This window comes from Streptomyces venezuelae ATCC 10712 (genome assembly GCF_008639165.1).
Lineage (GTDB): Bacteria > Actinomycetota > Actinomycetes > Streptomycetales > Streptomycetaceae > Streptomyces > Streptomyces venezuelae.
Map to the genome: position 1 here is coordinate 4,511,775 of NZ_CP029197.1, position 12,452 is coordinate 4,524,226.

The window sequence follows — 12,452 nt, forward strand, 5'->3', positions numbered from 1 at the left end:
ACATGATCACCTTGGCGGTCGGGGTGCGCGTCGGCCGATGGGCCCATGTCCTCAGCGACCTTGGAACCAGGACCTCGGGTCCCTCCTGCCCGGGTCTTCGGTCGTCCCCCGCCGAGGCCCCATACCCATGGGCGGGGCGGAAGGCGGGAGGGGAATGTGTTCATGCGACGCGTACGCACAACAGGGGTCTGGCAGGGTTGGCGTTGCGGTTTCACGCTGCGGGTCGGGGGTCACCTGCGTAGCCATCCACCCGCCTTGCGATGAACGGAGAGACGCCGTGCCTGGACCACGTGGAACAGTCGGAGACGTTGGAGTCATCAGGACGGTCGGTCTGATCGGCAGCGGCATGATCGGCACCTCCGTGGCCCGACTGGCCGTCGCCGCCGGGCTCGACGTCGTCCTCAGCAACTCGCGCGGCCCCGAGACGCTCACCGGTCTCGTCGCCGAACTCGGCGACCGCGCCCGCGCCGCCACCCCGGCGGAGGCGGCCCGCGCGGCGGACCTCGTCGTGGCCGCCGTGCCGCTGACGGCCTACCGCCTGCTGCCCGCCGACGCGCTGGCCGGCAGGACGGTGATCGACACCGCGAACTACCACCCCGAACGGGACGGCCGGCTGCCCGAACTGGACGCGGGCGAACTGACCTCCACGGCGTGGGCGCAGCGGCTGCTCCCGGAGGCGCGGCTCGTGAAGGCCTTCAACAACATCACCCCACATCAACTGCTTTCCCTTGCCCGCCCGTTGGGTGCGCCGGACCGCAGCGCGCTTCCCCTGGCGGGCGACGACGCGGAGGCCAAGGCGCTGGCGGGCCGGCTGCTGGACGTCCTGGGGTACGACGCGGTGGACACGGGCCCGCTCGCCACGAGCTGGCGCAGCGAACCGGACACGCCGGTGTACGTACGGCCGTACCTCGGCGAGGTTCCCGCCCTGAGCCTTGCGGAGTTCTTCCGCTGGACCCTCCGGACCCCGGGCACGGCGGTCCCCGCGGCCCGGGTGGCCGGACTCGTGGAGTCCGCGGTGCGGGGAGCGGCGGGGGAGGGGTGACGGGCGTCCTGGTGTCGGGACGCCGCAACACCCGGAAGGCAGTGCGCTCCGACGTCCTCGCGGCGCCGTACGCCTCCTCCTAGGATCCGCGCATGATCGCTGAACTGCAGTGCCTCGTACTCGACTGCCCCGCGCCCCGCGAACTCGCCGGGTTCTACCGCTCGGTGCTCGGCGGCGAGGTCGACCGGCCGGACCGGCGCTGGGGTCTCGACGAGGACTGGTCGACCCTGCACACCCCCGGCGGCCTCGTCCTCTGCTTCCAGCGGGTCGCCGACCACCGCCCGCCGACGTGGCCGTCCCCCGAGCGGCCCCAGCAGTTCCACCTGGACTTCGGCGTCCCGGACCTGGACGCGGCACACGAGCAGGTCCTCGCCCAGGGCGCGAGCCTCCTGGACGCCGGCGAACCCGCCCGAGGCTGGCGCGTCTACGCGGACCCGGCGGGCCACCCGTTCTGCCTGGTCAGGCACTGAGCGCCGGGACTGGTCAGCCGGCGGAGTCCTAGGACCTATCCGGCCGATCACGCCTCTGATCCGAGCACCGGTCCGATCCGAGAGGTCGGGAAACGGGAGACGTTCCGGGCCGGGAATTCTTGGCGCGCCGCGCCTGGTAGAACACTGACCCGTGGGTATCCAGGAGCGGGAACGCAAGATGTACCGGCCGCTGCGGCGGGCCGGCCTCGAGGTGATCCCGGACGCCGTGCCGGACGGCACGATGCCGTTCGTCGCCGGATACGGTCGCGAGGACATTGCCGGAGGCTTCTCCCACCCGTACGAAACCCCACGGCTCGTCGAGCGTCTCAACGAGGACTGGTACGACCTGGCTGTCTCCTCGGGCCTCTTCGACCACCGGCGCGAGTTCCTCGTCCTGCTTCCGCACGGCATCTACACGCACCAGGCCCTCCTGCCGAAGGAGCACCTGCACTACGGCCGCCACACCCCACCGCCGGTCTGGACCCGGGTCCGCCTCCTCGACCGCTGGGACATCATGGGCCGGGGTGCGGCATCGGCGTTCCTCGGGATACGTGCGGGCCACCCGGGTTTCAGCATGATGGCGCTCGACGGCAGCGTGTACATCGGCTGCTCGACGGGCGAGATCGGTGTCGACGTGAGGGCGGTGGCCCACCCGGCCCGCTCCGAGAACATCCTGCAACACCTTGAGTGGTACGCACATTGGGACTATCCCCGCACCGACAAGGAGTTGCAGAAGCGGATCGCTGCCTGGCTCGCGAGCCGCACGCCGGGGACCGCCAGCCGTTCCGGCCGATGACCACGCGGGCCCCGGCGATACGGCGTACAGCCACGGGCCCTGCCGCGAATAGCTGCGGCGACGCGGCATCCGGCACGCGATCCCCGACTCTGTACGGCTGCGAGCTTGATCGACCGGACAGGTCCTAGTCGGCGACGACGCCCGTGTTCTGGCAGGCGGTCAGCAGCCAGCGGCCGTCGGCCTGCTTCGAGATCACGTACAGCGGGGCGCCCTCGCTCTCGTCGCCCGGGGCCAGGTAGCGCTGACGGACCTTGACCGCCGCGACGTCGGGGCGGATGAAGAACACGTGCCTCACCTCGTAGGTGACCTTGCCGTCCCAGTTCGCCGCGGGGAGAACCTTGCGGGTGAACTCCGAGATCGCGTCGAGGCCGATGAGGACCTTGCCGTGGGCCGTCGTCCAGATCGCGTCCGGGTGGAAGAGGGCGAGGAACTCCTCGGGGTCCTTGTTCTGCTGGGAGTGCTCGACGGTGGCGACGAGCTGGTTGATCGCTTCGATGTCTGCCGCGTGGGATACGGATTCCGTAGTCATGTGGATCATCCTCACACCTCAAGTGCGGTTGAGGTCAAGCGTGTTATCGCAGGCGTAGGGGTGCTGAGGGCGACCGACCCGGACCTGATCGGGCGGGACCCCCTAATCGCCGGGGGGAGCCTCGTACCCCGGTGTGTGCGTGTTCGGCCAGGCCGCTTCCCGTAGCAGGCGCAGGCCGTTCAGGCCCACGACGACCGTGGAGCCCTCATGGCCGGCCACGCCCAGCGGTAGCGGCAGCGTGCCGATCAGGTCCCAGGTGACCAGCGTCGCGATGAAGGCCCCGGCGATGACCAGGTTCTGTACGACCAGGCGGCGGGCCTTGCGGGAGAGGGCCACCGCGGCGGGGATCGTGGCGAGTTCGTCGCGTACGACCACCGCGTCCGCCGTCTCGAGCGCCAGGTCCGAGCCCGCCTTGCCCATCGCGATGCCGGTGTGCGCGGCCGCGAGTGCCGGGGCGTCGTTGACTCCGTCCCCGACCACCAGGACGCGGCGTCCCTCGCTCTCCCAGTGCCGTACCGCCGCGACCTTGTCCTGCGGGAGCAGGCCCGCCCGCACGTCCGTGATGCCGGCCTCGGCGGCCAGGTGGCGGGCCGCGCTTTCGTTGTCGCCGGTGAGCAGGACCGGCGCGCGGCCGGTCAGCGCCGTGAGCGCGGACACCGTCGCGCGGGCGTCGGGGCGAAGGCGGTCGGCGATACCCAGGACGCCGACCGCGACGCCGTCACGCCGGACCACGACGGCCGTACGGCCCTGCTCCTCCAACACCCGCACGACCGCGGCCGCTTGCTGGGCGTTCGGGTCGGCGCTCGTGGGGGAGCCGGCCTTGGCCGAGCTGCTTGTGGGGGTGTCGGCTGCGGCGGTGCGGCTCGTCGGGGAGCTGGTGCCGGCGGGGCTGGTCGTCGGGGAGCCGGCCTTGGCCGTGCTGTTCGTGGGCGCGTAGGGCCGGGCTGTGTCGCTCGTCGGGGAGCCGGTCCCGGCGGCGCTGCTCGTCGGGGAGCTGGTCCCGGTGGCGCTGCTCGTCGGGGAGCTGGTCCCGGTGGCGCTGCTCGTCGGGGCGTCGGCCCCGGCCGGGGTGCTCGTCGGGGAGCCGACCTCGATCGTCCTGCCCTCGACCGTCGCCGTGACTCCCCGGCCCGGTACCGACGTGAAGTCCGTCGCCGCGGCCACCGCGAGGCCGCGTTCGTGTGCCGCGGCGACGATCGCGCGGGCCAGCGGGTGTTCGCTGGGGTGCTCGGCCGCGGCCGCCAGCGCGAGCAGGCCGTCAGCGTCGAGGTGCCCGTCGGGGTCCGAGCCGGGATCCGCGCCCAGATCCACATCGAGGCCACCACCGCGCCCCGCGCCGACCTCCGTACCCACCAGCGGCCGTACGTCCGTCACTCGGGGCGTGCCTTCGGTGAGGGTGCCGGTCTTGTCGAGGGCGACCGTGTCGACCTGCCCGAGGCGTTCCATCACGACCGCGGACTTCGCGAGGACCCCGTGGCGGCCCGCGTTGGCGATGGCGGAGAGCAGCGGCGGCATCGTCGACAGCACCACCGCGCACGGCGACGCCACGATCATGAAGGTCATGGCCCGCAGCAGGGCGGGCTGGAGCGCGGAGCCGAAGGCCAGCGGGACCGCGAAGACGGCGAGGGTCGCGATCACCATGCCGATCGAGTACCGCTGTTCGACCTTCTCGATGAACAGCTGCGTGGGGGCCTTCGTCTCGGAGGCCTCCTCGACCATCCGGACGATCCGGGCGATCACCGAGTCCGCCGGGTCGCGTCCCACCCGTACGCGCAGGGCCCCGGTGCCGTTGACCGTGCCGGCGAACACCTCGTCGCCCGCGCGCTTCGCGACCGGCAGCGGTTCGCCGGTGATGGTCGCCTGGTCGACCTCGCTCGCGCCGTCGAGTACCCGGCCGTCCGCGCCGACCCGCTCGCCGGGCCGGACGAGCACGGTGTCCCCGACGCGCAGCTCCTCCGCGGCGACCCGTTCTTCGCGCCCGTCCGGCAGGAGGCGGGTCGCGGTGGTGGGGGCGAGGTCGAGCAGGCCGCGTACGGAGTCGGCGGTGCGGGCCGTCGCCACCGCCTCCAGCGCGCCGGACGTGGCGAAGATGACGATCAGCAGCGCGCCGTCCAGGACCTGCCCGATGGCCGCGGCGCCGAGGGCGGCCACGACCATCAGCAGGTCCACGTCCAGGGTCCGGTCCTTGAGGGCCTTCAGGCCCTCCCATCCCGGTTCCCAGCCGCCGGTGACGTAGGTGGCGGCGAACAGCGGCGCCCAGGTCCACGCGGGGGCGTCGAGGAGCTTGAGCGGGAGGGCCGCCAGGAAGAGGACCAGCGCGGCCAGGGCCCAGCGGGCTTCCGGGAGTGCCAGGACGCGCGTGCGGCGCCGGGGTGCCGCCGGGCGCGGTCCGGCGGCGGTGGGCGCGGGGCGCTGGTCGAGGGCAGAAGGCATGACAAATCAACCCTTCGCGGGCGGGTGCGGCATCGCCCTCACCATACAGGAACATCTGAACAGGTCTTCAGGTGTCATCGTTATGATGACCCCATGGGCCACGGAACCGAGACCGCCAGGAGCGCCACCACCCGCGAGCGCCTCGACGCGGTCGGCACCGCCGATGTCGCCGCCACCCTCCAGGCCCTCGCGACCCCCTCGCGGCTGCACATCCTCGCCCGCCTCCAGGAGGGCCCCTGCTCCGTCGGGGACCTCGCCGACGCCGTCGGCATGGAGGCCTCCGCCTGCTCCCACCAGCTGCGCCTGCTGCGTAACCTCGGGCTGGTCACGGGCGAGCGCCACGGGCGCTCGATCGTCTACGCCCTGTACGACAACCACGTCGCCGAACTCCTCGACCAGGCGCTCTACCACGTCGAGCACCTGCGGCTCGGGATGCGGGACGCCCCGGCGGCCCTCGGCGAGGAAGCGGCGCCGGAGCGGGCGCCGACCGGTCCGTAGCCGGCGGCGTCCCGGCGCGTCCCGATCCTGTTGATCATTGGCCTGCGGGCTGTTTCGGGGGAGTCCCGGCCGGCGCGACGATGTCGATCAATGGTTCGTCTCGGTACGAGGGAGGGAGTCGTCGTGGCTCTGGAGATGCGTGAGCGGTGCGAGCGGTGCGAGGTGGCCGTGCTGGTGGCGGACGGTCCCGCGCGGATCTGTTCGTACGAGTGCAGCTACTGCGTGCCCTGCGCCGACGAGATGCGGAACGTCTGCCCCAACTGCGGCGGCGAACTCGTTCCCCGCCCGCGACGCGTCGCCGGGTAGGCGACCGGAGGCGCGGTGGGTCGGTGCATCGACGTTATTCCTCTCGAGCTCTCCGCAGGGTCCGCTACGCTCGCCGGCATGAGTTCCGTCATCCACAACTGGCAGGCCCTGCGCACGCGGTCGACGTCCTGACCCGCGGAGTCGGCCGCGTCGCCGACACCGGGGTCCACGTCCATCGTTCGCCTCCGGATGACGAGGAACTCCACCATGCGCGCTCACTCGCGCCCCACGTTCGTTTTCGTGCACGGCGCTTCCAGCAACTCCCGGGCCTGGAGCCCGTTGCAGAACGAACTGGCCCTGCTCGGGCACCGTTCGTACGCCGTCGACCTACCCGGCCACGGTGATCGCGCCGCCGGCCCCGCCGCCTACTACCGGCAGCCCCAGGACATGGCGGCGCTGGCCGCCGCTCCCTCCCCGATGCGTGGTGTCACGTTGCGGGACAACGTGGAGCACGTGGTGGACGCCGTGCGCCGGCTCGCCGAGCACGGGCCGGTCGTCCTGGTCGGCAACAGCCTCGGTGGCCTGACGGTCAGCGCCGTCGCCAACGCCGCGCACGACCTGCTCGACCGTGTCGTCTACCTCTCCGCGCTGTGCCTCAGTACCCCGGCCATGCTCACCGAGCCGTGGGACGTGGTGGACGACAACCTGCTGGACGCGGCGGCGGCTGGGATTACTGTGCCGGACGTGCGCGACCCCGCTGTGGCCCGGCTGAACTGGCGTAGCGCCCATGCCGATCCGGCCCTGTTCGCCCAGTTGAAGGCCGCCATCATGGCCGACTCCACCGACGACCAGTTCCGCGTGCTGCTGGACTCGATGGACCCGGACGAGACCTACGCGGTGCTGGAGCCGGGGGCCCTGGTCCGGGCCGACGGGTGGGGCCGCATCCCGCACACCTACGTCCGTCTGTCGAAGGACCGCGGCATCACGCCGGCCGTCCAGGACTACATGATCCGGAAAGCGGACGAGCTGACGCCGGACAACCCGTTCGAGGTGCACACCCTGGCCACGTCACACGTGGGCTACTTCAGCCGGCCGCGACTCTTCGCGGACCTCTTGACCGGCCTGGTCTAGCACCACCCGTTTCGGCGTCCCCGCCGCCGGTCGCCCCGGCAACGGGGACGCCGTCCACCCTCCGGGCATGGGCATGGGCATGAGAGTGCCGACCACCGGACCGCGAGGAACGCCTACCTGGCCGGGCTCCACATCACGGGCATCTTCCTCCGGTCGGCACAACGGCCCAGACGGAACCGCCTAGCTGCGGCCGACCAGAGTCGTCACGTACGGCACGAGGCCCTGGCGGGTGTAGAAGCGGATGGCGTCCGCGTTGGTGGCGATGACGTCGAGCTGGTACTCGCGCGCTCCCCGCGCCACGAACTCGGCACGGACCGCCTCGAACAGGCGAGTCCCGATCCCGCCGCCCCGCTGGTCGGCCCGTACGGAAAGACTCTCCAGGACACCGGTTTTCGCCCCTCGTTCCCAGGAACCCGGCGGCTGATCCTTCACACGGGCCAGGGCATAGCCGACAAGTTCGCCACCGGCTTCGGCGGCCAGCACGAAGGCATCCGGGGAAGCCAGCCATGTCTCGTACTTGGCCCTGCGATGCCGCCACGAAGCCTCAGGGGACAGGGAGGGAGAGAGCTCTTCGAGATGCCCGGCCACGGCCACGTGGTGGGTGTGGAGTGCTTTCCACAGGGGTTCGAGATCGTCGAGACGGTCAGCTGATAGGTGCCCGATCAAGAGGTGCTGGCTCATCCGAACACCTTATGAGAACGCCGAACTGCCGCTGGCCTGGCGGTGATCGGAACGAATCTGCGTGGGCCGGGGGCGTGGGCCGAGGGGCAGGGGGGCAGGGGGCAGGGGGCGAGGGCCGGGGCTGGTGGGCCGGTGGCCTGGCGGCCCGGTGGGCCGGTGGCCTCGCGGCCCCGGGGTTCGGCGGCCTGGCGGCCCGGGGGTTCGGCGGCCTGGCGACCTCGCGGCCCGGGGGGCCGACGGCCTTGCGGCTTCGCGGCCCGGGTGGCCCGTGGCCTGGCGGCCTCGCGTCCCGGGGGTCCGGCGACCTCGCGGCCTTGCGGCCTCGCGGCCCGGGTGGGCCGGTGGCCTGGCGGCCCGGCGGCCCGGCGGCCCGGGGGTCCGGCGGCCCGGGGGTCCGGCGGCCCGGGGGTCCGGCGGCCTTGCGGCCTCGCGGCCCGGGAGTCCGGCGACCTTGCGACCATGCGGCTTGCGACCTGCGACCTGCGACCTTGCGGCCTCGCGGCCCGGGGGTCCGGCGGCCTGTGGCCTGGCGGCCCGGGGGTCCGGCGGCCTGGCGGCCCGGGTGGGCCGGTGGCCTTGCGGCCCGCGGGCCTGCGGCCTTGCGGCCCGTGGCCCTGCGGCCTCGCGGCCCGGGGTCCGGCGACCTGGCGGCCTCGCGGCCCGGGTTGCCTGGCGGCCCGTGGCCCGGCGGCCTCGCGGCCCGGGGGTCCGGCGGCCTGGCCGCCTTGCGGGCCTCGCGGCCCGGGTGGGCCCGTGGCCTTGCGGCCTTGCGGCCTTGCGGCCTTGCGGCCTCGCGGCCGCCGGCCTCGGCGGCGCGGGGGTCCGGGGGCCCCGGCCGCCCGGTAGGGCAGTCGCCCGGTAGCCCCCGGTCGCGCTCGGCCGCCGCCGCCCGGCCCCGCCCGGCCCCGGCCCCCACCGTCGCGCTTCGGCATCGTCGCAGGTCCGCTCCCTGCCCTCCCTCCCCCTCCATCAGCGTCCCTGATTACAGTTGATACCTTCGTGAAGGTTTTTATTTCATGGGTCCATGACCGCATCCACCAGCTCCACTCCGGAGCCGGCCCATCGGCCGGCTCGCCCCGGGGCCTACCCGGACGGCAGGACACCCCTCGCTGACGCCGTGCTCGCAGTCGCCCGACGTGACATCGCCACGTTCCACGCGCTGCCGCTCTCGCACGGCCGGTCTATCCGCGACTCCCACATGCGGGAGACCTACGAGGCGCTCTTCGGCGCCGCGCAGCTCGCGGCCGACGTGTCGTACAGCGGCACGATGCTCGACTCCTTCTTCCGGCCCCGAGGCCCGCTCCGCGAGGCCCAGCGGCTCGCCGCCCGCAGCTTCGGCGCCGACGCCACGTTCTTCCTGTCGGCCGGCACCAGCACCGCCAACCGGGTCGCCCTCACCGCCATGACCCGGCCCGGCTCCCGGGTGCTCGCCGACCGCTCCTGCCACCAGTCGGTGCACTTCGCGCTCAACTCCCTCGGCGTCTCCGTCGCCTACGCGCCGATGCAGCGCTGCTGCGAGGACTGCCCACGGACGTACGCCGACCTGCCCCGGCTCCTGGAGATGTTCCGCGCCGCCGCCGTCGAAGGCCGGCCCTACGACACCGTCGTCCTCTCCGCCGTCTCCTACGACGGTGTCCGCTACGACCTGCCGACCGTCCTCGCCGAACTCGCCGCCGTCCACCCGGGCGTCGCCGTCCTCGTCGACGAGGCCTGGGGCGCCGCGCACCGCTTCCACCCCCGGCTGCGCCCGCTCACCGCGCTGCACGCCGTCGAGACGCTGCGCGCCGCCGATCCCCGGTTCACCATGAACGTGGCCGTCACCCACTCCGCCCACAAGTCGATGTCGGCGCTCCGGCAAGGCTCGTACCTGCACCTCATCGGCGACGGCGAAGCCCGCGAACGCACCGCGCAGGCCCTCTTCCAGCACCACACCACCTCACCCAGCTGGCCGGTGCTCGCCAGCCTCGACCTCGCCAGGCTCCAGGCCGAGACCGAGGGCGAGGCGCTCCTCGGGCGTTCCCTCGGGCTCGCCCGCACCCTGCGCGTCGAACTCGCCACCGACCCGAGGCTCTCGGCGTACCGCCCGCTCGGGCCCGACGGCCACCTCACCGACCCGGCGCAGCTGGTCAGCGACGATCCCACCCGGGTCCTCGTCGACATCAGCGCCCTCGGCATCACGGCGGCGGACTTCCGCCGGATGCTCTTCGACGAGTACGCGCTGTACGTGGCCCGGGAGAGCGGTGACGCCGTCCTCTTCCACATCCACATCGGGGTGGACGAGGCGACGCTGCTACGGCTCCTCGACGCGCTGCGCACGATCCAGCGCACGTACCGGAGCGCCTCCGAGGCCCTGGCGGCGGGGACCTCCGAGCACTTCATCATCGCGTACCCGCCCGGCATCCCCATCACGGTGCCCGGCGAGAAGCTCTGCGAGCGGACGCTCAGTCAGATCGACACGCTCCGTTCCAGCGGCTGCGAGATCTACACCTTGCGGAACCCGACCGTCTCGGCCGGTGCGCTCGCCGCGCAGGCGGCGGCGACGGGGGCCCTGCCGGTCCCCGCCGGCCACCTCGCCGCGCCGCCGCCCACCTCGGAGCGGCTCGCGGGCGCGGCCGCCGCGGTCTCGGCGGCGGGCACGACCGCCGCGACGGTCTCGGCCGCCGCGGCCACGGCCGTCGCCACCGCGGTGGCCACCAGCTGACCACACCTCACCTCCCGGCTCCACCCCCGGCGCAGGCGTCGGCTCGACCCCGAGTCCCGCGCCAGTTCCACCGGCTCCGGCGCCAGTTCCGCCCGGCTCCACCCGCGCTCCGATGCCGGCTCCACCCCGGCTCCCGCGCCAGTTCCACCCGGCTCGGCTGCGCTCCACCCCGGCTCCACCCGCGCTCCGGCGCCCGCTCCACCCCGGCAGCGATCCCGGCGCCGGTCGTCCCCACTCCGCCGCGCCACTCCGCCTCCGATCCCGACTTCGAGGGAGAACACCTCCATGATCAAGATCGCGGACATCCGTAAGCACGCCACCCGCTGGCCCCAGCGCGTCGCCGTCGTCGACGGCGAGACCCGTATGACCTGGGCGAGCTTCTCCGACAAGGTCAGCCGCGTGTCCTGCGCCATCCAGGACTTGCTGCCCGAGACCCGGCCCGCCCGGGCCGTGTTCCTCGCCGAGAACAGCTGGGAGCTGGTCGTCTCCATGGCCGCCGTCAGCTCGCTCGGCATCCCCTGCGTCGGGCTCGACTACACCGCCGGCCCCGTCGCCACCCGCGCGGCGCTCGACCAGCTGGAACCGACCGTCGTGATCACCTCGCGGGCCCACCGCGCCCTCCTGGAGGAGTGCGGCTGGCCGAACGGCAGAGACATACTCGACATATTCCTCGACAGCGAGCCCGTCGGCCTGCCCGACGGCCAGACCGTCTCGGTCAGCTTCACCGACCTCCTCGTCTCGGCGCCCGGCGACCCCCAGCCGGTCGAGCAGCCCTTCGAGGCCTTCTCCTTCACCTCCGGCACCAGCGGCGTGCCCAAGATGGTCGTCCGCCGGACCTCCTTCGAGGCCCGCCGCTTCGCCGATCTCGTCGACCAGTACGCCTTCGACGAGGAGGACGTCCACCTGGTCACCGTGCCGCTCTACCACGCCTCCGGGCCCGGCTGGGCGCGCATCTTCCTCACCCTGGGCGGCACCGTCGTTCTCGGCCCGCACGACGACGCCGGGGAGCTCATCCGCATCATCCAGGACGAGGGCGTCTCCACCACCCTCATGGTGCCGCCCGTCCTCGCCCGGGTCGTCGCCCACCCCGACTCCGAGCACCTGCACAAGACGTCCCGGCTGCACTTCGTCCTCTCCGGCGGCCGGCACCTCAACCGCTGGGTCATCAACAACGCCTGGGACCGTCTCGGCCCCGTCCTCCACCTCTACTACGGGACCACCGAGACCGGCGTGAACGTCATGATCGGACCCGAGGAGCTGCACGTGGCTCCCTGCCGTTCCGGCCGTCCCATGCCCGGCAACACCGTCGTCGTCCTGGACGCCGAGAACCGCCCGCTCCCCAAGGGCAGCCGCGGCCGGGTCGCCATAGCGAGCTACCAGCTGATGGACAGTTACGCGACCAGCGAGCCCGACTTCATGACGCTCGACTACGGCGGCCGCACCCAGCGGTTCCTGCTCACCGGCGACAGCGGGCTCGTCGACGAGGCGGGCCGGCTCGAACTCACCGGCCGCAACGACGGCGTCGCCAAGGCCGAGGCGGGCAAGCCGCTCGACGTCAACATCTTCGGGCTCGAAGCCGACCTGATGGACCTGCCCTGCGTCCGCGAGACGGCCGTCCTGCGGACCAGTCTCCCCGGCGCCGGCGAGGTGCTCGTCGTGCCCTTCACGCCGGTCGCGCCCGAACGCCAGGAGAGCGGCTACCGGGCGGTCAGCGCCGCCTGCGCCCGCCGCGTGCCCTGCCTCCCGGCGTACGTGGTGCCCGTCGACGCCATCCCGTACAGCCCCACCGGCAAGGTCCGGGCGGCCCAGCTCCTGGAGTCGGTCCTCCCGCTCCTGGACATCCGGCCGGCGGACGAGCGCGAGGCGGAGACGGTCGGGGTCTGACCCGGCCGCCCCCGCCGACCCGTCCGACCCGCAGACCCGGC

Annotated in this window: 11 protein-coding genes; 8 read left to right on the forward strand and 3 right to left on the reverse strand. The window is 73.1% G+C overall.

The genetic code is table 11. The features are described from left to right. The first annotated feature begins 316 nt into the window (after positions 1–316). The 3 genes from DEJ43_RS20865 to DEJ43_RS20875 all read left to right on the forward strand — a co-directional run bounded on the left by DEJ43_RS20865 (position 317) and on the right by DEJ43_RS20875 (position 2,308). On the forward strand, positions 317–1,042 hold the full coding sequence (locus DEJ43_RS20865; RefSeq protein WP_071892475.1) for an NADPH-dependent F420 reductase: 726 nt from the start codon (positions 317–319) through the stop codon (positions 1,040–1,042). A gap of 92 nt (positions 1,043–1,134) precedes the next feature. Beyond that, positions 1,135–1,512, forward strand: a complete 378-nt coding sequence (locus DEJ43_RS20870; protein WP_015035367.1) for a VOC family protein — start codon at positions 1,135–1,137, stop codon at positions 1,510–1,512. A 151-nt stretch (positions 1,513–1,663) separates the two neighbouring features. Next, a complete protein-coding gene (locus DEJ43_RS20875; RefSeq protein WP_106433732.1) occupies positions 1,664–2,308 on the forward strand; it encodes a hypothetical protein in 645 nt (214 codons plus the stop codon). Between the two features lie 124 nt (positions 2,309–2,432). Here the strand turns inward: DEJ43_RS20875 and DEJ43_RS20880 are convergent, their stop codons facing one another. Beyond that, a complete protein-coding gene (locus DEJ43_RS20880) occupies positions 2,433–2,846 on the reverse strand; it encodes an SgcJ/EcaC family oxidoreductase (protein WP_015035369.1) in 414 nt (137 codons plus the stop codon). A gap of 93 nt (positions 2,847–2,939) precedes the next feature. Then, complete coding sequence (locus DEJ43_RS20885; protein ID WP_015035370.1) at positions 2,940–5,270, reverse strand: heavy metal translocating P-type ATPase; 2,331 nt, start codon at positions 5,268–5,270, stop codon at positions 2,940–2,942. A gap of 93 nt (positions 5,271–5,363) precedes the next feature. Here DEJ43_RS20885 and DEJ43_RS20890 point away from each other — a divergent pair, with 93 nt between their 5' ends. The 3 genes from DEJ43_RS20890 (at position 5,364) to DEJ43_RS20900 (ending at position 7,145) form a co-directional block, all read left to right on the forward strand. Next, positions 5,364–5,768 carry an ArsR/SmtB family transcription factor gene (locus DEJ43_RS20890; protein WP_015035371.1) on the forward strand — a complete coding sequence of 135 codons (405 nt, stop codon included), beginning with the start codon at positions 5,364–5,366 and terminating at the stop codon, positions 5,766–5,768. A gap of 123 nt (positions 5,769–5,891) precedes the next feature. After that, positions 5,892–6,074, forward strand: coding sequence for a DUF1272 domain-containing protein (locus DEJ43_RS20895; protein WP_015035372.1), 183 nt, complete (start codon positions 5,892–5,894; stop codon positions 6,072–6,074). Positions 6,075–6,281: 207 nt separating this feature from the next. Beyond that, positions 6,282–7,145: an alpha/beta hydrolase gene (locus DEJ43_RS20900; RefSeq protein WP_015035374.1), complete on the forward strand. Its 864-nt coding sequence runs from the start codon at positions 6,282–6,284 to the stop codon at positions 7,143–7,145. Between the two features lie 180 nt (positions 7,146–7,325). Here DEJ43_RS20900 and DEJ43_RS20905 read toward each other — a convergent pair whose 3' ends face one another. After that, the gene (locus DEJ43_RS20905) at positions 7,326–7,826 is read right to left on the reverse strand and encodes a GNAT family N-acetyltransferase (RefSeq protein ID WP_015035375.1); all 501 of its coding nucleotides are present in this window, start codon (positions 7,824–7,826) and stop codon (positions 7,326–7,328) included. A 1,024-nt stretch (positions 7,827–8,850) separates the two neighbouring features. On the opposite strand from DEJ43_RS20905, the gene DEJ43_RS20910 reads away from it, so the two are divergent. Continuing rightward, the gene (locus tag DEJ43_RS20910; protein ID WP_015035376.1) at positions 8,851–10,527 is read left to right on the forward strand and encodes an aminotransferase class I/II-fold pyridoxal phosphate-dependent enzyme; all 1,677 of its coding nucleotides are present in this window, start codon (positions 8,851–8,853) and stop codon (positions 10,525–10,527) included. 285 nt (positions 10,528–10,812) lie between these two features. After that, positions 10,813–12,411, forward strand: coding sequence for a class I adenylate-forming enzyme family protein (locus tag DEJ43_RS20915; protein ID WP_015035377.1), 1,599 nt, complete (start codon positions 10,813–10,815; stop codon positions 12,409–12,411). The last annotated feature ends 41 nt before the right edge of the window (positions 12,412–12,452 follow it).

Bases quoted from the DNA above. Each gene is read 5' to 3' on its own strand.
- DEJ43_RS20870 (WP_015035367.1), top strand. From the start codon at position 1,135: ATGATCGCTGAACTGCAGTGCCTCGTACTCGACTGCCCCGCGCCCCGC.
- DEJ43_RS20880 (WP_015035369.1), bottom strand. From the start codon at position 2,846: ATGATCCACATGACTACGGAATCCGTATCCCACGCGGCAGACATCGAA.
- DEJ43_RS20885 (WP_015035370.1), bottom strand. From the start codon at position 5,270: ATGCCTTCTGCCCTCGACCAGCGCCCCGCGCCCACCGCCGCCGGACCG.
- DEJ43_RS20890 (WP_015035371.1), top strand. From the start codon at position 5,364: ATGGGCCACGGAACCGAGACCGCCAGGAGCGCCACCACCCGCGAGCGC.
- DEJ43_RS20900 (WP_015035374.1), top strand. From the start codon at position 6,282: ATGCGCGCTCACTCGCGCCCCACGTTCGTTTTCGTGCACGGCGCTTCC.
- DEJ43_RS20905 (WP_015035375.1), bottom strand. From the start codon at position 7,826: ATGAGCCAGCACCTCTTGATCGGGCACCTATCAGCTGACCGTCTCGAC.
- DEJ43_RS20910 (WP_015035376.1), top strand. From the start codon at position 8,851: ATGACCGCATCCACCAGCTCCACTCCGGAGCCGGCCCATCGGCCGGCT.
- DEJ43_RS20915 (WP_015035377.1), top strand. From the start codon at position 10,813: ATGATCAAGATCGCGGACATCCGTAAGCACGCCACCCGCTGGCCCCAG.